This is a genomic window from Pseudoxanthomonas sp. 68-E7, from assembly GCF_057773145.1.
On sequence record NZ_JBYMTI010000006.1, the window covers coordinates 39,138 to 65,901 of the forward strand.

Below are 26,764 nucleotides of genomic sequence, written 5' to 3' on the forward strand. Positions count from 1 at the left end.
AGAACCCGCTTCACCTCCATCCTCAGCGCTTCGCATCGGAATCGCGGGTGTCCAGGGTCGGCCAGTACTCGGGGGGATTGCGGGCGCGGGTCAGTTGTTCGTAGGCGTAGCCCAGCTCGATCAGGCGGCCTTCGCTCCAGGCGGCGCCCATGAAAACGATGCCCAGCGGCAGGCCGTCGCTGTGCCCCATCGGTACGGTCAGGCTGGGATAGCCGGCCACCGCGGCGGCCCCGTAGCCGGCGCCGGGAAAGTGGTCGCCGGCCTTGTGATCGGTCAGCCACGCCGGTCCGGTCGCCGGGGCGATCAGGGCGTCGAGCTGCTGCGCCTTCAACGCCGCATCGATGCCTTCGGGACCGGCCAGCCGGCGGGCGAGACTGCGCGCGCGGATGTAGGCGGGGGCGCCGAGCCCGCCCTTGGCATTGGCCATCTCGAACAGCTCCTGGCCGAAGTAGGGCATTTCCGAGACCCGGTACTGCTGGTTGTAGCCAATCAGCTGCGACAGGGTCTTGACTGGTGCATCGTGACTGGCGAGATAGCGCTCCAGGCCCGCCTTGAACTCGTACAGCATGAGTTCCAGCTCGGCCTCGTCCCATTGGCCGTCGGTGGGAATCTCGGCGTCGACCACCGTCGCGCCGGCTTCGCGCATCACCTTGATCGCACCTTCCATCGCGGCGGCGGCGTCCGGGTGGATGGCCAGCTTGCTGCGCAGCACGCCGATGCGCGCACCCTTCAGGCCGTCGGGTTTCAGCCGTGCGTGATAGTCGAGGGTGACGTTCCATGCCGCATTGGTGGTGGCGGGATCGGCGGTGTCGCGGCCGGCCAGCGCGGTCAGCAACAGGGCCGCGTCGGAGACGCTGCGGGTCATCGGACCGGCGGTGTCCTGGCTGAACGAGATCGGGATGATGCCGTCGCGGCTGACCAGGCCGACGGTGGGCTTCAGGCCCACCAGGCCGCTGACCGCGGCCGGGCAGATGATGCTGCCGTCGGTTTCGGTGCCGATGGCGGCGGCGGCGAGGTTGGCCGATACCGCGACCGCGCTGCCGGAACTGGAACCGCAGGGATTGCGGTCCAGCACGTAGGGATTGCGGGTCTGGCCGCCGCGCGCGCTCCAGCCGGAAGAGGAATGGGTGGAACGGAAGTTCGCCCATTCGCTCAGGTTGGTCTTGCCGAGGATGACCGCGCCGGCTTCGCGCAGGCGGCGGACCAGGAAGGCGTCGGTGGCGGGCCGGAAATCTTTCAGCGCCAGCGAGCCGGCCGAATTCACCATCGGGGTGGCGTCGATGTTGTCCTTGAGCAGGATCGGGATGCCATGCAGCGGGCCGCGCACGGCGTTGTTCTTGCGCTCCACGTCGCGCAGCGCGGCTTCCTTCATCGCGTCGGGATTGATTTCGATGACCGAGTTCAACTGCGGCCCGGCCTTGTCGATCGCGGCGATGCGGTCCAGGTAGGCGCGGGTCAGGGTGCGGCTGTCGAGTTCGCCACGCTGCATGCGGCCCTGCAGGTCGTCGATATCCAGTTCGGCGTAGGCGAAGTCCGTCGGTGCCTCGGCCGGCGCGTTGGTGACGGCGGCGGGCTGGCGCTGGCAGGCGGCCAGCATCAGGGCGGCTGAAAGCAGCAGCGTTCGCGAACGCATGTGTTGGATTCCCCCGGTGAGCTAGCGTGAGGCTAGCAGGCCGGGAGGTGCTTTCAAACCCTGCGGCGCCTGCGCAGGTCGCGGCCGAGGATGTAAACCACGGCCAGATTGATCAGCAGCACCGCCCAGGTATGCCAGCCGGGATGATGGTAGAGCGCGTACAGATCCAGCGGCAGGTACAGGGCCGAGCCGACACAGCCCAGCCAGGAGGCCCAGGCGCGGGCCCGCCACAGGCCCCAGGCTTCGGCCAGGCGCATGGCGGCGTAAAGCACGACCACCAGCACGGCCAGGTGGACCGCTTCGGGATTGATGGCGTTGAGCACGGACGGCAGCGCGCCGTGCTGGGTGTCGAGGTGGAAGCGGGCAATCATCGCTTCCACCCAGTGGCGCAGCGGCTGCGGACCCAGCAACGCCAACCCGGTCGCCGCGGCCAGGGCCAGCACACCCTTCAGTCCCTCGAACAGGGCGATGATGTGCAGGCCCGGATGCGCCTTGGGATCCGGGTTATAGGGAGCGTCGGTCATCCTTCGCCGATCAGTCCATCGCCGATCAGGCGGCGCGCGAGGCGCGCTTGCGATCGCTTTCGGTCAGCATCTTCTTGCGCAGGCGGATTTCCTTCGGGGTGACCTCGACCAGTTCGTCGTCCTCGATGAAATCCAGCGCCTGCTCGAGCGTGTACTTGATGGCCGGGGTCAGCTTGATCGCGTCATCCTTGCCCGAGGCGCGCATGTTGGTCAGCGGCTTGGGCTTGATCACGTTGACGGTCAGATCATTGTCCTTGGAGTGGATGCCGACCAACTGGCCTTCGTACACGTTGTCGCCTTCGGCGGCGAACAGGCGGCCACGCTCTTCCAGCGGTCCCAGCGAATAGGCGGGGGTGACGCCGGGGGCATTGGCGATCATCACGCCGTTCTGGCGCTTGGCGATCGGGCCGGTTTCCTTCGGGCCGTAATGATCGAACACGTGGAACAGCAGGCCCGAACCCTGGGTGAGGGTGCGGAACTCGTTCTGGAAGCCGATCAGGCCACGCGCCGGAATCATGTAGTCCAGGCGCACGCGGCCCTTGCCGTCCGATTCCATGTTCTTCAGCTGCGCCTTGCGGGTGCCCAGCTTTTCCATCACGCCGCCCTGGTGCACTTCCTCGATGTCGACTACCAACTGCTCGACCGGCTCCATCAGCTGGCCGTCGATTTCCTTGATGATGACTTCCGGGCGCGAAACCGCCAGCTCGAAGCCCTCGCGGCGCATCGTTTCGATCAGCACGGACAGGTGCAGCTCGCCACGGCCGGAAACCAGGAACTTGTCGGCGTCGCCGGTTTCCTCGACCTTCAGCGCGACGTTGTGCAGGGTTTCGCGCTCCAGGCGCTCGCGGATCTGGCGGCTGGTGATGAACTTGCCGCCGCTGTGTTCCTTGCTGCCGGCGAACGGCGAATTGTTGACCTGGAAGGTCATGCTGATGGTCGGCTCGTCCACGGTCAGCGCCGGCAGCGCTTCCGGGGTATCCAGCGCGCACACCGTGTCGGAGATGCTCAGGTCCTGGATGCCGGCGATGGCGACGATGTCGCCGGCCTCGGCTTCCTCGACCTCGATGCGCTCCAGGCCCATGAAGCCCAGCACCTGCACGATCTTGCCCTGGCGCTTCTTGCCTTCGCGGTCGACGATGCTGACTGGCTGGTTCTTCTTGACCTTGCCGCGCTGGATGCGGCCGACGCCGATCAGGCCGACGAAGTTGTTGTAGTCGAGCTGGCTGATGCGCATCTGGAACGCGCCTTCCAGATCCACCGCCGGCGCCGGTACGTGCTTCATGATCGCTTCGTACAGCGGGGTCATGTCACCGTCGCGCGCGGCGTCGTCCAGGCTGGCGTAGCCATGCAGGGCCGAGGCGTACACGATCGGGAAATCCAACTGCTCGTTGGTGGCGCCCAGCTTGTCGAACAGGTCGAACACCTGGTCGATGACCCAGTCAGGGCGCGCGCCGGGGCGGTCGATCTTGTTGACCACCACGATCGGCTTGAAGCCCATCGCGAAGGCTTTCTGGGTGACGAAACGGGTCTGCGGCATCGGGCCGTCCATCGCATCGACCAGGATCAGCACCGAGTCGACCATCGACAGCACGCGCTCGACCTCGCCGCCGAAGTCGGCGTGTCCGGGGGTGTCGACGATGTTGATGCGGTTGCCCTGCCAGGTGATGGCGGTGTTCTTGGCCAGGATGGTGATGCCGCGTTCTTTTTCCTGGTCGTTGCTGTCCATCACCCGCTCGGCAAGCACCGTGCGCTCGGACAGGGTGCCGGACTGCTTCAGGAGGCAGTCGACGAGGGTGGTCTTGCCGTGGTCGACGTGGGCGACGATGGCGATATTGCGGAGATTCTGGATGGACATGCGGAAAAGCGCGCCAGGGCGCGCGCGGGGTCTGTGGAGGAATGGGGCGTATTATAACGGGTTACGCCCCCGCGATTAGCGTCCCGGGGTGTCCTGGCTGAATGCCGCCGGGGCTGGAAACGGTGCCAAGGGCCCCCAGATCCGGGCCGGACCCGGTTTCCGTACCCCGTGACCCCCTCAACCCCTGTCCTGCACCTGGAGTCTCCGATGTCCCTCATCGCCACCTTCGACACCTCCCGCGGCCCGATCAAGGTCGAGCTGTACCCCGACAAGGCCCCGCTGACGGTCGCCAATTTCGTCAACCTGGCCAAGCGCGGCTTCTACGACGGCCTGAACTTCCACCGGGTCATCGCCGATTTCATGATCCAGGGCGGCTGCCCGGAGGGCTCCGGCCGCGGCGGCCCCGGCTACCGGTTCGAGGACGAGACCAACAATGGCGTGCGCCATGAGCGCGGCGTGCTGTCGATGGCCAACGCCGGTCCCAGCACCAATGGCAGCCAGTTCTTCATCACCCACGTGGCGACCCCCTGGCTGGACGGCAAGCACACCGTGTTCGGCAAGGTCCTGGAAGGCCTGGACGTGGTCGACGCGGTCCAGCAGGGCGACCTGATCAACCGGCTCACCATCGAGGGCGACGCCGAGGCCGTGCTGGCTGCCAAGGCCGACCGCGTGGCCGAGTGGAACCGCTACCTGAGCGCCTGAGCCGCGCCGGTCCGTGTGCTCCCCCGGTCCGGGGGAGCCGCGGCTACGACCAAGGGAGGAGGCCGGGCCCTTCGATCCACCCCGGCCGGACCGGGGCGGCATGGTAAAATTCCGCGCCGCAAAAAACGGCGCACGCACGTTCCTCCCGCGAAACGTCCCCTTGCGAGGTAATGCAATGCCCCAGCTTGCCCGGCGCACCGGTCGCGCCAAGCCCAGCGCGATCATGGCGGTCGCGGAAAAGGCGAAGAAGCTCAAGGCCGAAGGCCGCGACATCATCAGCTTCTCGATCGGCGTACCGAACTTCCTGCCCGGCGACCACGTCTACGAGGCCGCCCGCAAATCGCTGGACAAGGACTCGGGCCAATACGGTTCCAACCGCGGCACCGATGCGCTGCTGGATGCGTTCCTGCACCACCTGGAAGGCAGCGGCCTGAGCGGATACACCCGCCGCAACATCGTCGCCGGCGTCGGCGCCAAGCACGTGCTGTACAACCTGGCCGAGGTGCTGCTGGACGAGGGCGACACCATCGCCTATCCGACCCCGTACTGGACCACCTACCAGGACATCGCCGACATCGTCGGCGCGGTGTCGCTGAAGCTGCCGTGCCCGCCGGAGCAGAACTACAAGCTCACCCCGGAACAACTGGACGCGGCGCTGGCACGAAAGCCCAAGGTGTTCCTGTTCAACAATCCGTCGAATCCGACCGGCATGGTCTATTCGAAGGACGAGGTGGCCGCGCTGGCCGAGGTGGTGGCGCGCCATCCGGATACCTGGATCCTGCTCGACGACATCTACAACCGGCTGGTGTTCGATGACGTGGGCTACCACAACTTCCTGCATTTCCGTCCGGAACTGCGCGAGCGCACCGTCGTCATCGACTCACTGTCCAAGACCTACGGCATGCCGGGCTGGCGCGTGGGCCTGATCGCCGCGCCGGAGAACGTCGCCCAGGCGTTGGTGGCGCTCAACTCCAACCACATCACCAACCTGCCGGAAGTGGTCACCGCCGCGGCGGTTGCCGCGCTGACCGGTCCGCAGGACATCCCGCAGCGCAAGTGTGCCGAGTTCGCCGGCAAGCGGGATCGCGTGCTGGCGGCGCTGGCGAAGATTCCCGGCGTGGTCTGCCCGCGTCCGGAAGGCGCGTTCTATGCGTTCCCGGACATCTCGGTCGCGTTCGGCAAGACCCATGACGGGATGGTCATCCACAACGACGTGGACTTCTGCAACGCCCTGCTGGATGCCAAGGGCGTGGCCTGCGTGCCGGGCTCGGCGTTCGGCGAGCCGCGCGCGCTGCGCATTTCCTACACCTGTGCCGACGACCAGCTGGATGAAGGCCTGTCGCGCATCCAGGCCTTCTTCGCCGAGCTCGCCTGAGCCCCGGCTTTCCTTTCCCTCGGAGACAACCCCATGAAGACCCCCGTCCGTGTTGCAGTCACCGGCGCCGCCGGCCAGATCGGCTACGCCCTGCTGTTCCGCATCGCTTCCGGCGAAATGCTCGGCAAGGACCAGCCGGTCATCCTGCAGTTGCTGGAGCTGCCGATCGACAAGGCCCAGGCCGCGCTGAAGGGCGTGATGATGGAACTGGAAGACTGCGCGTTCCCGCTGCTGGCCGGCATGGTCGGCACCGATGACCCGGAAGTGGCGTTCAAGGACGCCGACGTGGCCCTGCTGGTCGGCGCGCGTCCGCGCGGCCCGGGCATGGAGCGCAAGGACCTGCTGCTGGAGAACGCCAAGATCTTCACCGCCCAGGGCGCCGCGCTGAACAAGGTCGCCAGCCGCGACGTCAAGGTGCTGGTGGTCGGCAACCCGGCCAACACCAACGCCTACATCGCCATGAAGTCGGCTCCGGATCTGCCGGCGAAAAATTTCACCGCGATGCTGCGCCTGGATCACAACCGCGCGCTGAGCCAGCTCGCCAACAAGGCCGGCGTGGCCGTGGGCGACATCGAGAAGCTGGTGGTGTGGGGCAACCACAGCCCGACCATGTACCCGGACTACCGCTTCGCCACCGCCAACGGCGTGTCGCTGAAGGACAAGATCAACGACGCCGACTGGAACGCCAACGCGTTCATCCCGCAGGTCGGCAAGCGCGGCGCCGCGATCATCGAGGCGCGTGGCCTGTCCTCGGCCGCTTCCGCCGCCAACGCCGCCATCGACCACATTCGTGACTGGGTGCTGGGCAGCAACGGCAAGTGGGTGACCATGGGCGTGCCGTCCGACGGCAGCTATGGCATCCCGGAAGGCGTCATCTACGGCGTGCCGGTGATCACCGCCAACGGCGAATACACCCGCGTGGAAGGCCTGGAAGTGGACGCGTTCAGCCGCGCCGCGATGGACAAGACCCTGGCCGAGCTGGAAGAAGAGCGTGCCGGCGTGGCGCATCTGCTGGGCTGAGTCTTTCGCCCGGAGGGCATCGGAAACGCCGGGCTTAGCCCGGCGTTTTTCGTTCTTGCCTGCGACATGCGCAGGCCGGTGTCGTCACCACGCTTTCAATGAAGCGGCTCGCCGACTGTGATATACGTTCCCGCGCGACTCGGACCGGGAGTGAGGGATGCGCTTGCGAGGGCTTGTCACGGGATTGATGCTTGCCGTATGGGGTATGCCGGCCATCGCGCAGGAGTTAGTTCCGGCGCCGGTGACCGCCGCTGGATACGACACGCCCTGCGACCCGCTCATGGCGAGGTTCCTGCCGGGGGAGTTCAACTATTGCCTGGGACGGCGCGCTTGGCTGCGCGGCCGGTACGAGTACGCGATCGAGATGCTGGAACTGTCCGCAGCCTGGGGCAGCAAGCCCGCGCAACAGCTGCTGGGCCTCATCTATTTCAATGGTGAAAACGTCGAGCAGGATCGGCCGCTCGGCCTGGCGTGGTTCAGCCTGTCGGCGGAACGGGGAGACTCCTGGCGGACGGGACTCCTGCGGTCGGCCTTGCAGAAAGTTTCACCCGAAGAGAAACGCGAGGCGGAGTGGATACGGCAGGGGCTGAAGGCAAGGTATGCCGACGAGGTGGCGGCCAAGCGCGCGGACGTTCGGTTCCAGCGCGAAATGAACCGTTTCAGGGGCAACCCCGCATACGGCACCGGTACCTGCCTTGGTAGCACGGTCGCCGGCCAACTCGCCATTCACAGCGCCCTGACGCCGGGTTCGATGACCACGGGTTGCAGTCTGATGGGCGAAGAGCGGATGGCGCAGTCACTTGAAGTGCGCCGCGACCACCTGTTGCTCGGCTGGAAAGGCAAGGTCGAAGTCGGCCCGCTGGAGCCCGTGGAAAAGCCCTGAGCGATAGCGGTCAAGCCCATGCGACCAAGGTCGCAGGGCGCGGGTGCCCGCACGGATCTATGCTTGTTGATGTCTCTGCGGCCGGGAGAGGCCATGCGGTACGAAGACGTCTATCGCCGGTCGGTCGACGAACCGGAAGCGTTCTGGGGAGAGGAGGCGAAAGCCATCCATTGGCATGTGCCGCCTCGGCAGATCCTCGACTATTCGCGGCCGCCGTTCCGGCGCTGGTTCGTCGGCGGGCAGACCAATCTCTGCTACAACGCGGTGGATCGGCACCTGGCCGAACGCGCCGATCAGCTGGCGCTGGTGGCGGTGTCGACCGAAACCAACGTCACCCGCGAAATCAGCTACCGCGAACTGCATCGCGAGGTGAATGCCTTCGCCGCCATTCTCCAGCGCCTCGGGGTTGGGCGCGGCGATCGGGTGGTCATCTACATGCCGAACATGGCCGAAGCGGTGTTCGCGATGCTTGCCTGCGCACGCATCGGCGCGATCCACTCGGTGGTGTTCGGCGGATTTGCCGCGCACAATCTGGCGCTGCGCATCGACGACGCGCAGCCCAAACTGCTGATCGCCGCCGACGCCGGCATGCGCGGTGGCAAGGTCATTCCGTACAAGGCATTGGTGGACGAGGCTTGTGCCAAGGCAGCGACGCCACCGCGGAAAGTGCTGATCGTTTCGCGCGGGCTGGATCCGGCCGAACCGAGGGTGGCCGGACGCGACGAGGACTATGCGACGCTGCGCGAGGCCGTCGGGGAGGCGCAGGTGGAGGTGGAATGGCTGGAATCCAACGAACCCAGCTATCTGCTGTACACCTCGGGCACCACCGGCAAGCCCAAGGGCGTGCAGCGCGATGTCGGCGGCTACGCGGTCGCGCTGGCGCTGTCGATGCGCACGGTATTCGATGTCGCGCCGGGGCAGGTGATGTTCTCCACCTCCGACGTGGGCTGGGCGGTCGGCCATTCTTACAATGTGTACGGGCCGTTGATCGTCGGCGCCACGTCGGTGCTGTACGAAGGGCTGCCGTTCCACCCGGACGCGGGCATCTGGTGGTCGCTGTGCGAGAAGTACGGCGTGCGCACGATGTTCTCCTCACCGACCGCGATCCGCGTGTTGAAGAAACATGATGTGGATTTCATCCGCCGCCACGATCTGTCGAAGCTGCAATACCTGTTCCTGGCCGGCGAGCCGCTGGACGAACCCACCGCGCACTGGATCAACGATGCGCTGGGCAAGCCGATCATCGACAACTACTGGCAGACCGAGACCGGCTGGCCGGCACTGACGCTGCTGCCGGGCCTGGACATGAAGCCGGTCAAATTCGGTTCTCCCGGCTTTCCCAACCTCGGTTACCGGATGAAGGTGATCGACGAGAACACCGGCGCGGAGGTGGGACCGGGCGAGAAGGGCGTGCTGGTCATGCAGCCGCCGCTGCCGCCGGGATGCATGACCACCCTCTGGAACGACGACGCCCGCTTCCTGTCCAGCTACTTCAGCCACTTCAAGGAACTGTTGTACAGCTCGCTGGACTGGGCCATCCGCGATGAAGAGGGCTACACCTTCATCCTGGGCCGCACCGATGACGTCATCAACGTCGCCGGGCATCGGCTGGGCACCCGTGAAATCGAGGAATCGGTGTCTGGTTTTCCGGCGGTCGCGGAGGCCGCTGTGATCGGCGTCAGCGACGAATTGAAGGGTCAGGTGCCGGTGGTGTTCGCCACGTTGCGGCAGGCGACCGAAGAACCGCACGAGCGCGTGCACGCCGCCGAAGGCATGCGCCGCACCGTCGAGCAGAGCCTGGGCGCGGTGGCGCGGCCGGCGCGCGTCTACATCGTCAACGCGTTGCCCAAGACCCGATCCGGCAAGCTGCTGCGCCGTTCCCTGCAGGCGCTGGCGCAGGGCGCGGATCCCGGAGATCTTTCCACCCTGGATGATCCGAACGCGCTGGAGGAAGTGAAAAAGGCGCTGCAGCGCGGACCCGAGGCCGGCGGCTGAGGTCCGTTCAAGCCTCGGCCGCCGGCGGCACGCCGGCATAGCTGGCACGGGGACGGATCAGCCGTCCCTGCGCTTGCTGTTCCAGCGCATGTGCCAGCCAGCCGGCCAGCCGCGCCGCGGCGAACATCACCAGCGCCGGCGTGGCGGGCAGGGCATTGGCGTGGCAGATGGCCGCCAGGGTGAAATCGACATTGGGGCGCAACCCGTTGATGTCCCCGGTGGCGCTGATCACCGCCTCCATCCGCTGCATCACCGGCATATCCGCGTGCTGTCGGCGCAGGCGTGCCAGCAGCTCCGTCGCACGGGGATCGCCATGCGGATAGAGCGCGTGGCCGAAGCCCGGCAGATCCTCGCCCTGCTGCCAGCGCGCGGCGATGAAGTCGCGTGGCGATTCCGCCGCGCAGGCCGCCTCTATCAGCGCGTAGGCGCGCGCGGTGGCGCCGCCATGGCGCGGGCCGGACAGCGCGGCCAGGCCGCTGCAGACGGTCGCATGCAGATGCGCGCCGGTCGAGGCGACCACGCGTGCGGCGAACGCGGACACGTTGAGCTCGTGCTCGGCGCACAGCACCAGCGCCGCGCGCACGGTATCGGCGAAGCCTTCGTCGTCCGGTTTCCACGCCTGCGCCAGCAACTGGTGGACCGGTCCCGCGGAAGGCGGGCGTGCCACCAGCAGCGCCGCGTTGTGGCGCAGCAGGGTGGCGGCGATTTCATGGCGGACGAGCGCGGTGGAACCCGTGGCCTGGCGCACGTCCAGCGCCAGCAGTGGAATCGCCGACATCGCGCGCGCAAGCGGCGGCAGCGCGGTGTCGCCGGCGATGGGGTCGACGTGCGTGGGCCAATGCGCGTCGAGGTCCGCCGCGAAGGGATCCTGCTCGCCGCAATCCCACAGCAGCCGCGCGGCGTCCTCCAGGGTGGCGCCGTCGCGCACCGCCGCGACCGCAGAACGTCCGCGGTAGTAGGGGCCGTCCGGGCGGATCAGCGAGATCCGCGTCTCCAACACCGGCAGGCCACGATCCAGGCTCTGGGCCGCGCCCCGGGCGGCGCCGCGGCCGGCGCGCTTGCGCTGCGCCAGTCGGTCCACGTCCCGACGCAGGTACAGCCGGCTGCGATGGTCGGGGCCCGGCCGCGATTCGATCAGCCCGCGGCTGACGTAGGCATACAGGGTCGCCTGGCTGATGCCGAGCAGGCGGCAGGTGTCCTGGGCTGAGAGCAGGTCGGTGTCCATGGCGGATAGATTGATTGATTTGATCAAGATTGATCAACCCGAGCGATGGTGCAAGATTGTGCGCCGCCGGTGCGCGTACCCTTCGCGTACCCCCGGCCCGCTCCGCCGAGGAACGGGCGCCATCCGCTTCCGCAGGAGACATGCATGAGCAACGCATCCGCCGGCGCGCACTTTCGCGCCGCGATCGCCGAGGAATCCCCGCTGCAGGTGATGGGCGCCATCACCGCCTACGCCGGCCTGATGGCCCGCCGGGTCGGCTACAAGGCGCTGTACCTGTCCGGCGGCGGGGTCGCCGCCAACTCGCTGGGCATGCCCGATCTGGGCATCAGCACGATGGAAGACGTGCTCACCGACGCGCGTCGCATCGTCGACGCCACCGGCCTGCCGTTGCTGGTCGACATCGATACCGGCTGGGGCGGCGCGTTCAACATCGCGCGCACCATCCGTTCGTTCGAGCGCGTCGGAGTGGCCGCCGTGCACATGGAGGACCAGGTGGGCCAGAAGCGCTGCGGCCACCGTCCCGGCAAGGAAGTCGTATCGAAGGACGAGATGGTCGATCGGGTCAAGGCGGCGGTCGACGCGCGCGGCGATGACGGCTTCGTGATCATGGCGCGCACCGACGCGGCCGCCGTCGAGGGCATCGACGCGGCCATCGAGCGCGCGGTGGCGTACGTGGAGGCCGGCGCCGACATGATCTTCCCCGAAGCCATGAAGACGCTGGACGACTACCGCCGCTTCAAGGCGGCGGTGAAGGTGCCGATCCTGGCCAACCTGACCGAATTTGGCTCCACCCCGTTCTTCACCGTCGACGATCTGCGCAGCGCGGACGTGGACATCGCGCTGTACTGCTGCGGCGCCTACCGCGCCATGAACAAGGCCGCGCTGAATTTCTACGAGACCGTGCGCCGCGAAGGCACCCAGAAGAACATCATCGACACCCTGCAGACGCGCGCTGAGCTCTACGACTACCTTGGCTACCACGCCTACGAGGACAAGCTCGACGCGCTGTTCGCGAAGCAGGGCGAGGCCTGAACCCGGCGACGGGACGCGATGATCGCGCCCCGTGGCTTCCGCAAGAATCGCGGGGCGGATTCCGCTCCATCGCATGACAAGACATCGGGAGGCAGCAATGAGTGAACCCACCCCAGCCACCGGCTTCAAGCCGAAGAAGTCCGTCGCCCTCAGCGGCACCGCCGCCGGCAACACCGCGCTGTGCACGGTCGGCCGCAGCGGCAACGATCTGCATTACCGCGGTTACGACATCCTCGACATCGCCACCACCAGCGAATTCGAGGAAGTCGCTTACCTGCTGGTCCACGGCAAGTTGCCCAACCGCGCCGAACTGGCCGGCTACAAGGCCAAGTTGAAGTCGCTGCGCGGCATTCCCGCCTCGGTCAAGGCCACGCTGGAGCAACTGCCGCCGTCGGCCCATCCGATGGACGTGATGCGTACCGGTGTCTCGGTGCTCGGCTGCGTGTCACCGGAAAAGGATGATCACAATCATCCGGGCGCGCGCGACATAGCCGACAAGCTGATGGCGTCGCTGGGTTCCATGCTGCTGTACTGGTACCACTACAGCCACAACGGCAAGCGCATCGACGTGGAGACCGATGACGATTCCATCGGCGGCCACTTCCTGCACCTGCTGCACGGCGAGAAGCCACGCGACTCGTGGGTGCGCGCGATGCACACCTCGCTGATCCTGTACGCCGAGCACGAGTTCAACGCCTCCACCTTCACCGCGCGCGTCATCGCCGGCACCGGCAGCGACATGCATTCCTGCATCACCGGCGCCATCGGCGCGCTGCGTGGGCCCAAGCACGGCGGCGCCAACGAAGTCGCGTTCGAAGTGCAGAAGCGCTACGAGACCCCGGACGAGGCCGAGGCCGACATCAAGGCGCGGGTCGAACGCAAGGAAGTGGTCATCGGCTTCGGCCATCCGGTCTACACCGTCGGCGATCCCCGCAACGACGTGATCAAGCAGGTGGCGAAGGACCTGTCCGAGGAGCAGCAGAGCACCAAGATGTACGCCATCGCCGAGCGCCTGGAAGCGGTGATGTGGGACATCAAGAAGATGTTCCCCAACCTGGACTGGTTCAGCGCGGTGAGCTACCACATGATGGGCGTGCCGACCGCGATGTTCACCCCGCTGTTCGTGATCGCCCGCACCAGCGGCTGGAGCGCGCACGTCATCGAGCAGCGCATCGACGGCAAGATCATCCGCCCCAGCGCCAACTACACCGGTCCCGAGAACCTGGCGTTCGTGCCGATCGACCAGCGTTGACCCCAGCGGCGCCCGCGTTTCCCGGTTTGACCGGGAAAGGCAGGCGTCCCCGGACGTCCCCGATCCCGACCGCCGCCAGCCACGCCGACGCGAAGCCATGAACACCGACTACCGCAAAGCCCTGCCGGGCACTTCCCTGGACTACTTCGACGCGCGCGCCGCGGTCGACGCCATCGCGCCCGGCGCCTATGACCGGTTGCCGTACACCTCGCGGGTGCTGGCGGAAAACCTGGTGCGCCGCTGCGATCCGGCCACCCTGGGCGATTCGCTGAAGCAGCTGATTGAACGCCGCCGCGACCTGGATTTCCCCTGGTTCCCGGCGCGGGTGGTCTGCCACGACATCCTCGGCCAGACCGCGCTGGTGGATCTGGCCGGCCTGCGCGACGCGATCGCCGACAAGGGCGGCGACCCCGCCAAGGTCAATCCGGTGGTGCCGGTGCAGTTGATCGTCGATCACTCGCTGGCGGTGGAATGCGGCGGCTACGACCCGGATGCGTTCGCCAAGAACCGCGCCATCGAGGACCGCCGCAACGAGGATCGCTTCCATTTCATCGACTGGACCAAGCAGGCGTTCCGCAACGTCGACGTGATCCCGCCGGGCAACGGCATCATGCACCAGATCAACCTGGAGAAGATGTCGCCGGTGATCCAGGCGCGCGATGGCGTGGCCTTCCCCGACACCTGCGTGGGCACCGACAGCCACACGCCGCACGTCGACGCCCTGGGCGTGATCGCCATCGGCGTCGGTGGCCTGGAAGCGGAGAACGTGATGCTGGGCCGCGCATCGTGGATGCGCCTGCCCGACATCGTCGGCGTCGAACTGACCGGACGCCCGCAGCCGGGCATCACCGCCACCGACATCGTGCTGGCGTTGACCGAATTCCTGCGCAAGCAGAAGGTCGTGGGCGCCTACCTGGAGTTCCGCGGCGAAGGTGCGGCGGCGCTCACGCTGGGCGACCGGGCGACGATTTCCAACATGGCGCCGGAGTACGGCGCCACCGCGGCGATGTTCTTCATCGACGCGCAGACCATCGATTACCTGACCCTGACCGGGCGCGAGGAAGCGCAGGTCCGGCTGGTCGAGACCTATGCGAAGACTGCCGGCCTGTGGGCCGACAGCCTGAAGGACGCCGAGTACGAGCGCGTGCTGCATTTCGATCTGTCCAGCGTGGTGCGCAACATGGCCGGTCCGTCCAATCCGCATGCGCGGGTGGCGACCGCCGATCTGGCCGAGCGTGGCATCGCGGTGGGCCTGGAGCAGGCGCGGGCGCAGGAGGCGCAAGGCCTGATGCCGGATGGCGCGGTGATCATCGCGGCCATCACCAGCTGCACCAACACCAGCAACCCGCGCAACGTCATCGCCGCCGCGCTGCTGGCGCGCAACGCCAACCGCGTGGGGCTGACGCGCAAGCCGTGGGTGAAGTCCTCGCTGGCGCCGGGCTCCAAGGCGGTCGCGCTGTATCTGGACGAGGCAGGATTGACGTCGGAACTGGAGAAGCTGGGCTTCGGCGTGGTCGCCTTCGCCTGCACCACCTGCAACGGCATGTCCGGCGCGCTGGATCCGGCGATCCAGCAGGAAATCATCGACCGCGATCTGTACGCGACGGCGGTGCTCTCGGGCAACCGCAACTTCGACGGCCGCATCCATCCCTACGCCAAGCAGGCTTTCCTGGCCTCGCCGCCGCTGGTGGTGGCCTACGCGATCGCCGGCACGGTCCGCTTCGACATCGAGAAGGACGTATTGGGTGTTTTCGAGGGACGCGAGATCCGCCTGAAGGACATCTGGCCGGGCGACGCGGAAATCGATGCGGTGGTGCGCGCGGCGGTGAAGCCGGAACAGTTCCGGCGCGTCTACAACCCGATGTTCAACGTGCGGGTGGAAAACGGCGAGCGGGTCAGTCCGCTGTACGACTGGCGTCCGATGAGCACCTACATCCGCCGCCCACCCTACTGGGAAGGCGCGCTGGCCGGCGAGCGTACCCTGCGCGGCATGCGCCCGCTGGCGGTGCTGCCGGACAACATCACCACCGATCATCTGTCGCCGTCCAACGCGATCCTGCTGGACAGCGCGGCCGGCGAATACCTGGCGAAGATGGGCCTGCCGGAAGAGGACTTCAATTCCTACGCCACCCACCGTGGCGATCACCTGACCGCGCAGCGCGCGACCTTCGCCAATCCGAAGCTGTTCAACGAGATGGTGCGCAACCCGGACGGCAGCGTGAGGCAGGGTTCGCTGGCGCGGGTCGAGCCGGAAGGCCACGTGATGCGCATGTGGGAGGCGATCGAGACCTACATGGAGCGCAAGCAACCGCTGATCATCGTCGCCGGCGCCGACTACGGCCAAGGGTCGTCGCGCGACTGGGCGGCCAAGGGCGTGCGCCTGGCGGGCGTGGAAGCGATCGTCGCCGAGGGCTTCGAGCGTATCCACCGCACCAACCTTATTGGCATGGGCGTGCTGCCGCTGGAGTTCCAGCCCGGCACCACCCGGCTGACCCTGGGCATCGACGGCACCGAGACCTTCGACGTGATCGGCGAGCGCCGGCCGCAGGCGACGCTCACCCTGGTGATCCACCGCCGCGACGGCGGGCGCGTGGAAGTGCCGGTGACCTGCCGCCTGGACAGCGACGAGGAGGTCTCCATCTACGAGGCCGGCGGCGTGCTCCAGCGCTTCGCCCAGGACTTCCTGGAGTCGGCGCAGGCGGCGTGACGTCGCCTTCCGGCAATCGCGCTAGATTGGGCGGACCATCCCCGAGAGACCACCGACATGTCGAACGAGACCGGAACCGTCCGCCTGCACCGCGTCCTGCGCGCGCCCCCGGAGCGCGTCTACCGCGCCTTCCTGGATCCGGACGCGATGGTGAAGTGGCTGCCGCCGCATGGGTTCACCGGCAAGGTCCACCACATCGACCCGGTGGTCGGCGGCACCTACCGGATGTCGTTCACCAACTTCGGCACCGGTTCCAGCCACGCCTTCGGCGGCACCTACCGTGAACTGGTGCCGGGCGAGCGCATCCGCTACGACGATCAGTTCGAGAATCCGGCGCTGCCGGGCACGATGCAGGTCAGCGTGTCGCTCAAGGCGGTGGCCTGCGGCACCGAGATCAGCATCGTGCAGGAAGGCATCCCCGCGATGATTCCGGTGGAGTTCTGCTATCTCGGCTGGCAGGAATCGCTGGGCCTGCTCGCCAACGTGGTCGAACCCCAGATTCCCGACAACCCCTGACAGAACATCGAGACGTCCATGCCGCACGCGCCCCAGATCCGAATCCCCGCCACCTACATGCGCGGAGGCACCAGCAAGGGCGTGTTCTTCCGCCTGCAGGACCTGCCCGAATCCGCGCGCGTGCCGGGCGCGGCGCGCGATGCGCTGATGCTGCGGGTGATTGGCAGTCCGGATCCCTACGGCAAGCAGATCGACGGCATGGGCGGGGCCACCTCGAGCACCAGCAAGACGGTGATCCTGGCGGAGAGCGAACGGCCCGATCACGATGTCGACTACCTGTTCGGCCAGGTGTCCATCGACAGCGCCTTCGTCGACTGGAGCGGCAACTGCGGCAACCTGTCGGCGGCGGTGGGTTCGTTCGCCATCGCGGGTGGACTGGTGGACGCCGCGCGCATTCCGCGCGATGGCCTCTGCACGGTACGGATCTGGCAGTCGAACATCGGCAAGACCATCGTCGCGCACGTGCCGATCACCGACGGGCAGGTTCAGGAGACCGGCGACTTCGAGCTGGACGGGGTGACCTTTCCGGCCGCGGAGGTGCAACTGGAGTTCCTGGATCCGGCCGACGAGGGCGAAGGCGAGGGCGGTGGCGCGATGTTCCCCACCGGCCACCTGGTCGACGAACTGGACGTGCCGGGCGTGGGCAGGTTCCCCGCCACGCTGATCAACGCCGGCATCCCGACCATCTTCGTCAACGCCGCCGACATCGGCTACACCGGCACGGAACTGCAGGACGCCATCAACGGCGATGCGAAGGCGCTGGCGATGTTCGAAACCATCCGCGCGCATGGCGCGGTGCGGATGGGTCTGATCAGCGAGGTGTCGGAGGCCGCGCGCCGCCAGCACACGCCGAAGGTGGCGTTCGTGGCCCCCGCGAAGGATTACCTCACCTCCAGTGGCAAGCAGGTGGCGGCGGGCGATATCGATCTGCTGGTCCGCGCGATGTCGATGGGCAAGCTGCACCACGCGATGATGGGCACGGCCGCGGTCGCCATCGGCACCGCCGCGGCGGTGCCGGGCACCCTGGTCAATCTGGCCGCGGGTGGTGGCGAGCGCAGCGCGGTGCGTTTCGGCCATCCCTCCGGCACCTTGCGGGTGGGCGCCGAAGCCACGCAGGAAAATGGCGAATGGAAAGTCGCCAGGGCGATCATGAGCCGCAGCGCGCGCATCCTGATGGAAGGCTGGGTCCGCGTTCCCGGCGACGCCTTCTGAGCGGTCCGGAGCGCTCCGGCCGCCATCAATGAAAAAGGGCGGGCCCGGGCCCGCCCTTTTGTCTTGCTCAATGCAGGCCTTCGGCCTTGAGCGCGGCCTGCACGCCCGGGTCGGCTTCCATCCGCTGGCGGAACGCCGCCAGGTTGTCGAGGCCGCTCAGATCCACGCCGACGTTGCCGGCCCAGCGCAGGGTGATGTAGAGGTAGGGATCGGCGAAGCTGCGGAAACCGGCCAGCCAGTCACGACCTTCCAGCCGCTGGTTGGCGCTCTCGAACAGCCCGCGCAGGCGTTTGCGCGCGGCGGTCTTGATGGCATCGAATTCGGCTTCGTCGGCGATGAACTTGCCCGGTGCGAACAGCGGGGTGAACGCCGGATGCACGTCGGAGTTGACGAAGGACAGCCAGCGCGCCGCTTCGGCCCGCTGCTGCGGGGAGCCGTCACCACCCAGGCCGGCCTGCGGGAAGCTGTCGGCGATGTAACCCATGATGGCGGCGTTCTGGGTCAGGACGAAATCACCGTCCACGATGGCCGGCACCGCGCCGGTCGGATTGATCGCCAGGTACTCCGGCGTCTTCATTTCCGCGGCGGTCATCACCTTCACCTCGAAGGGCTGGCCGGTCCATTGCAGGGCGATGTGGTCGGCGGTGGAGCACGCGCCGGGCTTGGTGTACAGCTTCATGGGTGGACTCCGGTACAGAAAAAGCGAGCCGGGAACTCTCCCAGACCCACCGGGTGTCCACAAGCCCGGCGGCGCAACGGACCGTCACGGACGGTCCGCTTGCCGGCGGAGCAGGTTTACGAGCGCGGCGGTTGCGCTTGCGGCTTCAGCGACTGCACGCGCAGGAAGGTGTGATCGCCGATGGTGGCCACGCGGTACGCGTTGCGCCAGCTCGGACTGGCGATCTGGTGGGCCATGAAGTGGCTGGCGCCCGGCACGATTTCCTTGCGCTGGCCGGGCGGCAGGGCCCAGTTGCGCTCGGCGTTCAGGGCCACGCTGACCGACTTGGCCCAGGCGTCCGCGTTCTGCAGGCGGGTGCCGGGGGCGACGATGGTGGGGGCGAACTGCTTGCGGGCGGTCACCACTTCACAGACCGAATCGCCCCACAGGCCGCTGTCGCGGCGGCGCAGGGCGACTTCGGCGACGGCTTGCTGGCCGCGCAGGGTCTGGTCGCGGGCTTCCAGGTATACGGTGGTACTCAGGCACAACGAATCGGCGGCCGGCTGCGGCAACATCTGCGACAGCCAGAGAATCCAGGCCAGTTTCATGGGAACTCCTTGCTCCGTCTTTGCCGGTCCCGACCGCTCCGATCCATTGGAAGCGGCGGGGGAGGGGACGCGGCATGGCGTCATGGGGAGGCAGCCTTCACACGGGCTGCCCGGGGTCCCGGCTGAATGGATGAGGGCGCCGGGGTGGCCTGCCGGAACTGGGGGGCGGGCCGAAAAGTTGGCGCAAGGTACGGGCAAAAAACGGAACCCCCCCTGAACACGCCGGGTTGACAGCTCTACTAAGTATTTGATTGGAAATGCTTGTTGGTGAAAACGGCGTCAAGGTCGAGGCGGCTTCGCGGTGGGTCCGGTTGCCGTCGCGTACCGACCGGAAATACCCGGAAAACCGCACGGAAAGGCGCCTGCCGACGCACACGCATCGCCACCGGTAGACATGATTTTGTGATGGCCGTCATCAAGTGCGATGGGGAGCGATTGCCCCTGCCACCCGTCTGTTCAGAGCGCCGCGGCCAGCCGGCTGCCTTGGGCGATGGCGCGCTTGGCGTCAAGTTCGGCAGCCACGTCGGCGCCGCCGATCAGGTGCGGCGTGCGGCCGGTGGCCAGCAGTGCCGCCTGCAGGTCACGGCGCGGCTCCTGGCCGGCGCAGATCACCACGTGATCGACTGGCAGGACCTGTTCGGCGCCGTCGACACGGATGTGCAGGCCGGCGTCGTCCACGGCCAGGTACTCGACGCCACCCAGCATTTTCACCCGCCTGGCCTTGAGCGTCGCCCGATGGACCCAGCCGCTGGTCTTGCCCAGCCGCGCGCCTGGCTTGCCGGCGCTGCGCTGGAGCAGCCAGATCTCGCGGGCCGGCGGTTCGGGCTGCGGCCGGGCCAGGCCGCCGCGGCTCTGGAAGTCCGGGTCCACGCCCCATTCGGCCATCCAGCGGGCCGGATCCAGGCTCGGCGACGGGCCTTCCTGGACCAGGAACTCGGCCACGTCGAAGCCGATGCCGCCCGCACCGATCAGCGCCGCCCGCGCACCGACGACGACCCGCCCGGACAGCACCTCGGTGTAGCTGACCACCTTGGGATGATCGGCGCCGGGGAAGTCGACCTTGCGCGGGGTGATGCCGGTCGCCAGCACCACCTCGTCGAAGCCGGCCAGCGACATGGCATCCGCGCGGGTGGACAGCTTCACCTCGACGCCGGTTTCCTCCAGCCGGTGGCGGTAATAGCGCAGGGTCTCGTGGAACTCTTCCTTGCCGGGAATCCGCTTGGCGAAATTGAACTGGCCGCCGATTTCCGCCTCCGCGTCGAACAGGGTGACCCGGTGTCCGCGCTCGGCGGCCACGGTCGCGCAGGCCAGGCCCGCCGGACCGGCACCGACCACCGCGACCCGCCTGGCCGTGAAGGTCTTCGGATAGGTCAGCTCGGTCTCCGCGCAGGCGCGCGGGTTGACCAGGCAACTGGCGGTCTTGTTCTCGAACACATGATCCAGGCAGGCCTGGTTGCAGGCGATGCAGGTGTTGATGGCATGGGCGCGGCCGGCGCGCGCCTTCTCCGGCCATTGCGGATCGGCCAGGAGCGGCCGCGCCAGCGAGACCATGTCGGCCTTGCCCGCGGCCAGGATGCCCTCGGCCACGTCGGGCATATTGATGCGGTTGGTCGCCACCAGCGGCACCGACACATGCGGCTTGAGCTTGGCGGTGACGTCGACGAAGGCCGCGCGCGGCACCGAGGTGACGATGGTCGGCACCCGCGCCTCGTGCCAGCCGATGCCGGAATTGATGAGGGTCGCGCCAGCCGCTTCCACCGCCCTGGCCTGGGCGACGATTTCATCCCATTGGTTGCCGTCTTCGACCAGGTCCAGCAGCGACAGCCGGTAGATGATGATGAAGTCCGGCCCGCAGGCCTCGCGGATGCGGCGCACGATCTCCACCGCGAAGCGCATGCGTTTTTCCGGCGTGCCACCCCAGGCGTCGTTGCGGCGGTTGGTCCGCGGTGCGGTGAATTCGTTGATCAGATAGCCTTCCGAGCCCATCACCTCCACGCCGTCGTAGCCGGCGTCACGGGCGCGCTTGGCGGCTGCCGCATAGGCATTGATCTGAGACTGGACCGCGCGCGCGGACATCGCCCTCGGGGTGAACGGATTGATTGGCGCCTTCAGCTTCGACGGCGCGACCGACAGGGGGTGGTAGGCGTAGCGGCCGGCATGCAGCAATTGCAGGCAGATCAACGCGCCATGCTCGTGCGCGGCGCGGGTGACGAACTTGTGCGGACGCACTTCCCACGGCCAGGACAACTTCCCGCCGAAGGGTTTCAGCCAGCCCACCAGGTTGGGCGAGAACCCGCCGGTGACCATCAGCCCCACGCCACCGGCAGCGCGCTCGGCGAAATAGGCTGCCAGCCGGGGGAAGTCGCGGGCCCGGTCCTCCAGGCCGGTATGCATCGACCCCATCAGGATGCGGTTGCGGACCCGGGTGAATCCCAGGTCGAGCGGGGCGAACAGGTGGGGATAGTGCTCGGCGGAGGCGGAGGTCGGGACGGCGCTGGGCGACATGCGGGCGATGGATACGCTGGCGTATGGAGGCGACACGATGCCCCGGCCGGAACGCGGGCGCAAGTGCTGGCGGGGGCGCGGACCCGTGGACGGTAACACGGCACAGAACCCGTCCGGTTGGCAAGAGTTGTCCCGCCCGGCCACCTCGGGGACCATAGGGGACCAAGGCTTTCGGGACGTCATGGACGCCGCAACACCTCCCCTGCACGATTATCTGCGCGACGGCATCGCCGCCGCGGATCTGCCGGACCTCCACCCCCTGCTCGCCGCCCGCGATCAACTGCGGGCCTTCTCGACCCTGTTCCACGGGGGCGAGGAGAACGTCATGGTGCGCCTGCTGGTGCTGCGCACGATCGGCGAGCGCGGACAGGCGCCGGACTGGACCCCGCAGGAACTGCGCGATCAGTTCGCCTACCTGGATCCGGTCAAGTTCGACACCGTGCTCGGGCGCCTGCGCGAGAACGGCCTGCTGCTGTGGGAAACGCATAGCCAGCGCTACCGCATCAGTCCGGTCGGGCGCCAGGCGCTGGCGGCGATCGGCATGTTGCTGCAGTTCAACCGCGAAGGCGACGAACTGGCTTACGTCACCGCACAGCTCGCCGCCGGCCAGGCGGTCGGCCGGGTCGGCGCCGACGATCTGCAGCATCTGCTCTCGCGCCTCAACGAACTGCGCGAGGATTTCGACCAAGCGGTGCTCAGCGGTTCGGAACATCGCATCCAGCGCGCCGCCGACACCCTGCAATCGGTATGGCAGTGGGTGGAGAAGGGCACCGAACTGATCCGCGACATCGCCGCCGACGGCGATCTGGATACCGCGACCCACCGGGTGGCCCAACAGATCGGCCGTGCGCAGAGCGCGTTGCTGCGCCAGGCGTCGGTGTTCCAGCGTGCGCTCAACCAGCTTGACCGCCATCGCGTGCACCTGGGTGCGAGCGGACTGTCGTCGTCCGACGTCAACCGCTTCCTGCGCGCCCGCGACATCGACGCGCTGGCCGCGCTGGCCGATGACGTGCTGGTGCGGACGCCGATGCCGGCGTTCGTGCTCGGGCCAATCGCACTGGACGTGGCCGAATACGAACTGGTCGAACGGGAGCGCGAAGGACAGGAAAGCACCGTGTTGCCGCCGGCGCGACAGGCGCCCAGCGACACGCATGCCCCGGTCGTGCAGAACGATTACGCCCACGCCGAACAATGGCTGGATCAACTCAGCGGACTGGAACAGGAAGCCCCGCTCGCCGACTGGGTGCCACAGGAGAGCTTCGCGCTCAGCGCGTACCGGCTGTCGTTGCTCGGCCTGATTGGCGACCCGGGCGCGGAGAACCGCCAGGGCGTGGGCGCATCGCTGGCGCAGCTGCCGGTGCAGTGGCGGGTCGAGCCGGTGTTCGAGGACATCCAGCGTGCCGGCGTGGCCTACATGAGCCGGGGCCGGCTGTTGCCGCAATCGGCGCAAGCGCATCCCGCCGACGCCCGCAGGCAGGACAAACAAGACAAGCAAGACAAGCCGAAGAAACGGAAGACCCAGACCGCATGAGTGACCCCATCGCTTCCCTGATCGCGCGGCTGCTGGCCGAGCGCTGGCTGCCGCGCGAAGACCGCGCCGTGCGCCAGATCCTGGTCGACGCCGAATTGCGCGACGATCTCGACCGCCGCCTCGCCGCCGCCGGCCTGCGCCTGCTCGAACATCCCTATGCCGCGCATGTCGCGGTGGGCGTGGCGCGCACGCAGGAGAACGAGGTGTTCGGCAACGCCGAAGCCTGGGCGGCGAGCAACCTGTCGCTGGGCCGCGACGCGCTGGCGCTGCTGGTGGTGCTGTGGGCGCTGCTGGTGCTGCCCAAGCGCCAGCGCCAGATCGCCCGCCAGGAAGGTGAGCGCGCGCAGGAGCAGGAACAGATGTTCGCCGAACTCAAGCCGGTGCCGGTGGGCGCGGAAGTGATCGAACCGATCAACGAGCGCACCCTGCTGGCCGACTTCAGCGACAAGCTCGGCGGCAAGGGCCGCCTGCAGATGAACCTGGGCGCCTTGCAGCGGCAGGGTTTCATCGTCCGCCGCCGCGAACGCATCCATGAAGGGCCGCTGCTGGATTTGGCTTTCGACTACGAACGCATCGCCAGCCGGGTGATGGACGGCGCGCTGTCGCAGGTCATCGAGGAAGCACGGCAGTCGCAGGCCGCCGCCCGCGAGCGCGGCGAGGAAGAGGGCGCGGACGCGCCCGAGGACATGGCGGAAGACGAGGAGATGCAGGCCGATGTTTGAGTTCCGTCAGCTGGAAGTCGTCCACTGGGATTACTGGCAGCGCTACACGCTGCCGCTGGACGCTTCGATCATCACCGTGGTCGGCCCCAACGGTTCCGGCAAGACCACCCTGCTGGATGCGCTGCGCACGCTGCTGGCCATCGACGATCGCGACATGGCGCGCGACTACAAGACCTACCTGCGCCACAACGGCAAGCCGTACGCATGGCTGCGCGCGGTGGTCAGCAATCCGGCCGATCGGCGCGGCAAGCGCGCGTTCTTTCCGTACATGGACGAGCAGGTCACGATCGCCTGCCGGGTGCGCAAGCGCGGCGGCGACTGGTCGCGTGACTACCAGATCGTTCCCGGCGACGTACCCATCGAAACCCTGGAGCAGGGCGGCGAATGGCTGGGCGTGCGTGACTACCGGGTGCGCCTGGCCGGCGCCGGCCTGAGCCGCGCCATCTGCCGGGTGCTGACCCTGGAACAGGGCGCCACCGACAAGCTCTGCCAGCTGTCGCCGCGCGAACTGCTGCAACTGGTGTTCGACGTATTCGAGGACAAGGCGGTGCTGGACGATTACCAGCGCGCGCGCAGCGAACAGTTCGACGTGGAGAAGGAAATCGGCCAGCTCCAGCAGGGCCTGGCCGAACTCCATCTGCGGCTGGAGTCCTCGCGCGCCGACGTGCGTTCGTTCGAGGATGGCCTGTCGCTGCGATCCCAGCGCAACCGCCTGCATACCGAGATCGTGCCGAAGGTGGAACTGGCGGATCTGCGCGCGACCATCGAGGGCGCGCGTCCGCGCCTGACCGGCCTGCGGCGCGCGCTGCGCGAACGCGGCCACGCACATGCCACCTTGCTGGCGCAGGAAACCGGCGCGCAGGCGCAGCGCGCCACCCTGCAGCAGGCCCTGGCCGAGGTTCGCCAGCGCCAGACCCAGGCCGAGGCGGTGTTCACCCATGCCCGCGACCATGCCCGTGACGCGGAAATGCTGGTCAAGCGGCGCGACGATCTGGATCGCCTGCAGGGCGGCCGCAAGGGCGCCGACGTCAAGGCGCTGAGCCGCGAGGTCGAGGAGGGACGACGCCGCCAGGCCGAACTGAAGCTGGAAGGCCAGCGCGATCGCCAGCGCGCCGCCGAGATCACCGCGCAGGTCGCCGCGATCAGTGGCGGTGGCCGGGTCACCGAGCCGTTCGAGCGGGACTTCCGCGCCGCGCTCGACGCCAAAGGCATCGGCCACAAGGTGCTGACCGAACTGGTCGAGATTGCCGACCCGGATTGGGCCACCGCGGTGGAAGCGGTGTTGGCGCCCTATCGCCACCTGCTGGTGCTGGATGCGCCCAGGGATGCCGCCGCGGCCTGGCAACTGGGCGAGCAGATGCAGTACCGCCATTTCCTCGTGGCCGATCGTGCGCCGGCCGACAAGCCGACCCGCGGCTCGTTGCTGGAAGTCGTGCGTTTCCTGGACGATCCGCCGGCCTGGCTGCCGCGCCAGCTGGATCGCATCCAGCGGGTGGAGGATGTGCAGGCCGGTCATCGCCTGCCCAAGGGCCAGGACTGGATCACCGCCAAGGGCTATCTGCGCGAACAGCGAGGCGGCCGCCACATCGGCGGCAACGCGCATCACTTCGGCGCGGGCGCCCGCCAGGCGCAACTGGCCGAGCTACGCGTGGAGCTCGCTGCCATCCAGCAGCGTGCGCACGCGCGCGAAGAGGAACTGAGCCAGTTGGGCCAGCAGGTCGACGCCAGCCAGGCGCGCCTGCTCGGACTGGGCGCGGGCAACGAACTGGTGACGCGCGCGGCCGAATTCGCGGACGCCGCCGAACGCCTGCCGGAACTGGCCGAGGCGGCGCAGCAGGCGGCGGCCGCGCTGCTGGAAGTGCGGGCCGAGCTGGATCGCCTGGCCGCAGAGGACAAGGCCGAGAGCATCGCCGCGGCCAGCCGTGCCGGTGAACTGAAGGCGCTGGCGAACGAACTGCGCGAGCGCGGGCAACAGATTGCGCAGGAACGGATGGCGCTGGCGCAGCGCATCGTCGACTTCCGTCGCCGCCGCGCGCAGATGCCGGTGGAATGGCGTGGCGTGGCGGCCCTGCGCGCCGCGCGCGACGAATATGAAAGCGCCAATGCGGTGCGGCGCGAAGTCGAGCGCATCGACGAACGGCTGGCGCGCGGCGCCTATGTCGAAGACGACGGCTGCGTCGCCCTGCGCGACAAATTCGCCGCCGACCACGCCGGACTGGAAGCGGCCATCGGCAAGCGCGAGGCGCACCTGCACCGCGCGCGCAAGCTCACCGAGGAGGCACGCGGTGCCTACATCAACGTGCTGCGCGCCACCGTCCGCCGCTACCGCAAGAACCTGGTCGCGCTGGGTGAACTGTCCGGCATCGGTGTCGACGTGGAGATGCCGGAACTGGTCAACGAGGACACCGCGCTGGCCCAGGCCGGCCTGACCGTGCGCTTCGATTTCGATCGCAAGGGCTGGATCGGCCTGGACGACGGCGAGGCCTCCGGCGGCCAGCAGGTCATGAAGTCGCTGCTGCTGCTGGTGGCGCTGCTGCGCGACGAGGAGCAGCCGGGCGGATTCGTCTTCATCGACGAGCCGTTCGCGCACCTGGACGTGGCCAACATCGAGAAGGTCGGCCGGTTCCTGCGTTCGACCGATGCCCAGTACATCCTGACCACGCCGATCACGCACAACGTCAACGTGTTCGAGCCCTCGGATCTGGTGCTGGCCACCAGCAAGCGGCGCGCCGGCAGCAGTTGGGCCGAGCCGGTGGCGGTGCTCAAGCGCGATCGCAGCCAGGACGCCGCCGCGGCCTGACCGCATGGC

20 protein-coding genes are annotated in these 26,764 nt (G+C 67.9%); 13 read left to right on the top strand and 7 right to left on the bottom strand.

Features of this window, described 5'->3' with window-relative positions; translation table 11 throughout:
- Positions 1-22: 22 nt before the first annotated feature.
- From AC3DE2_RS15055 to typA, 3 genes are read right to left on the bottom strand one after another with little or no spacing between them, the layout of a single operon-like run.
- Positions 23-1,633: an amidase gene (locus AC3DE2_RS15055; protein ID WP_488426861.1), complete on the bottom strand. Its 1,611-nt coding sequence runs from the start codon at positions 1,631-1,633 to the stop codon at positions 23-25.
- 53 nt (positions 1,634-1,686) lie between these two features.
- A complete protein-coding gene (locus AC3DE2_RS15060) occupies positions 1,687-2,157 on the bottom strand; it encodes a DUF2127 domain-containing protein (protein ID WP_295380173.1) in 471 nt (156 codons plus the stop codon).
- A 25-nt stretch (positions 2,158-2,182) separates the two neighbouring features.
- On the bottom strand, positions 2,183-4,012 hold the full coding sequence (gene typA / locus AC3DE2_RS15065) for a translational GTPase TypA (RefSeq protein WP_295380192.1): 1,830 nt from the start codon (positions 4,010-4,012) through the stop codon (positions 2,183-2,185).
- A gap of 207 nt (positions 4,013-4,219) precedes the next feature.
- On the opposite strand from typA, the gene AC3DE2_RS15070 reads away from it, so the two are divergent.
- From AC3DE2_RS15070 to prpE, 5 genes are all read left to right on the top strand, one after another.
- Positions 4,220-4,714: a peptidylprolyl isomerase gene (locus tag AC3DE2_RS15070; RefSeq protein WP_295380200.1), complete on the top strand. Its 495-nt coding sequence runs from the start codon at positions 4,220-4,222 to the stop codon at positions 4,712-4,714.
- Between the two features lie 175 nt (positions 4,715-4,889).
- Positions 4,890-6,089, top strand: coding sequence for a pyridoxal phosphate-dependent aminotransferase (locus AC3DE2_RS15075; protein ID WP_488426862.1), 1,200 nt, complete (start codon positions 4,890-4,892; stop codon positions 6,087-6,089).
- A gap of 33 nt (positions 6,090-6,122) precedes the next feature.
- Positions 6,123-7,109 (top strand): malate dehydrogenase, encoded by a 987-nt coding sequence (locus tag AC3DE2_RS15080; protein WP_488426863.1) that lies wholly within the window; start codon positions 6,123-6,125, stop codon positions 7,107-7,109.
- 187 nt (positions 7,110-7,296) lie between these two features.
- Positions 7,297-7,992: a tetratricopeptide repeat protein gene (locus AC3DE2_RS15085; protein ID WP_488426864.1), complete on the top strand. Its 696-nt coding sequence runs from the start codon at positions 7,297-7,299 to the stop codon at positions 7,990-7,992.
- A 93-nt stretch (positions 7,993-8,085) separates the two neighbouring features.
- Entirely contained in the window at positions 8,086-9,987 is a 1,902-nt protein-coding gene (prpE, locus tag AC3DE2_RS15090) for a propionate--CoA ligase (RefSeq protein ID WP_488426866.1), read from the top strand.
- 7 nt (positions 9,988-9,994) lie between these two features.
- Here prpE and AC3DE2_RS15095 read toward each other — a convergent pair whose 3' ends face one another.
- Positions 9,995-11,212, bottom strand: a complete 1,218-nt coding sequence (locus AC3DE2_RS15095) for a citrate synthase family protein (RefSeq protein WP_488426867.1) — start codon at positions 11,210-11,212, stop codon at positions 9,995-9,997.
- Between the two features lie 144 nt (positions 11,213-11,356).
- Between AC3DE2_RS15095 and prpB the strand changes: the two genes are divergently transcribed.
- From prpB to prpF, 5 genes are all read left to right on the top strand, one after another.
- Positions 11,357-12,244, top strand: a complete 888-nt coding sequence (gene prpB / locus AC3DE2_RS15100; protein WP_488426868.1) for a methylisocitrate lyase — start codon at positions 11,357-11,359, stop codon at positions 12,242-12,244.
- Between the two features lie 97 nt (positions 12,245-12,341).
- On the top strand, positions 12,342-13,496 hold the full coding sequence (gene prpC, locus AC3DE2_RS15105) for a bifunctional 2-methylcitrate synthase/citrate synthase (RefSeq protein WP_488426870.1): 1,155 nt from the start codon (positions 12,342-12,344) through the stop codon (positions 13,494-13,496).
- Positions 13,497-13,593: 97 nt separating this feature from the next.
- Positions 13,594-16,203 carry a Fe/S-dependent 2-methylisocitrate dehydratase AcnD gene (gene acnD, locus AC3DE2_RS15110; protein ID WP_488426871.1) on the top strand — a complete coding sequence of 870 codons (2,610 nt, stop codon included), beginning with the start codon at positions 13,594-13,596 and terminating at the stop codon, positions 16,201-16,203.
- 57 nt (positions 16,204-16,260) lie between these two features.
- Complete coding sequence (locus AC3DE2_RS15115) at positions 16,261-16,719, top strand: SRPBCC family protein (RefSeq protein WP_488426872.1); 459 nt, start codon at positions 16,261-16,263, stop codon at positions 16,717-16,719.
- Between the two features lie 18 nt (positions 16,720-16,737).
- Positions 16,738-17,931 (top strand): 2-methylaconitate cis-trans isomerase PrpF, encoded by a 1,194-nt coding sequence (prpF, locus tag AC3DE2_RS15120; protein WP_488426873.1) that lies wholly within the window; start codon positions 16,738-16,740, stop codon positions 17,929-17,931.
- Positions 17,932-17,998: 67 nt separating this feature from the next.
- On the opposite strand, the gene AC3DE2_RS15125 is transcribed toward prpF, so the two are convergent.
- From AC3DE2_RS15125 to AC3DE2_RS15135, 3 genes are all read right to left on the bottom strand, one after another.
- Positions 17,999-18,610, bottom strand: a complete 612-nt coding sequence (locus AC3DE2_RS15125; protein WP_295382072.1) for a glutathione S-transferase N-terminal domain-containing protein — start codon at positions 18,608-18,610, stop codon at positions 17,999-18,001.
- A 116-nt stretch (positions 18,611-18,726) separates the two neighbouring features.
- Entirely contained in the window at positions 18,727-19,197 is a 471-nt protein-coding gene (locus tag AC3DE2_RS15130; RefSeq protein ID WP_488426875.1) for a cell wall hydrolase, read from the bottom strand.
- A 456-nt stretch (positions 19,198-19,653) separates the two neighbouring features.
- Positions 19,654-21,702: an oxidoreductase gene (locus tag AC3DE2_RS15135; RefSeq protein ID WP_488426876.1), complete on the bottom strand. Its 2,049-nt coding sequence runs from the start codon at positions 21,700-21,702 to the stop codon at positions 19,654-19,656.
- 181 nt (positions 21,703-21,883) lie between these two features.
- Between AC3DE2_RS15135 and AC3DE2_RS15140 the strand changes: the two genes are divergently transcribed.
- From AC3DE2_RS15140 to AC3DE2_RS15150, 3 genes are read left to right on the top strand one after another with little or no spacing between them, the layout of a single operon-like run.
- The gene (locus AC3DE2_RS15140) at positions 21,884-23,233 is read left to right on the top strand and encodes a hypothetical protein (protein ID WP_295382076.1); all 1,350 of its coding nucleotides are present in this window, start codon (positions 21,884-21,886) and stop codon (positions 23,231-23,233) included.
- The gene (locus AC3DE2_RS15145) at positions 23,230-23,955 is read left to right on the top strand and encodes a hypothetical protein (RefSeq protein ID WP_488426877.1); all 726 of its coding nucleotides are present in this window, start codon (positions 23,230-23,232) and stop codon (positions 23,953-23,955) included. Before AC3DE2_RS15140 ends, AC3DE2_RS15145 begins: the two co-directional genes overlap by 4 nt.
- Positions 23,948-26,755, top strand: coding sequence for an AAA family ATPase (locus AC3DE2_RS15150; protein ID WP_488426879.1), 2,808 nt, complete (start codon positions 23,948-23,950; stop codon positions 26,753-26,755). Before AC3DE2_RS15145 ends, AC3DE2_RS15150 begins: the two co-directional genes overlap by 8 nt.
- Positions 26,756-26,764: the final 9 nt, after the last annotated feature.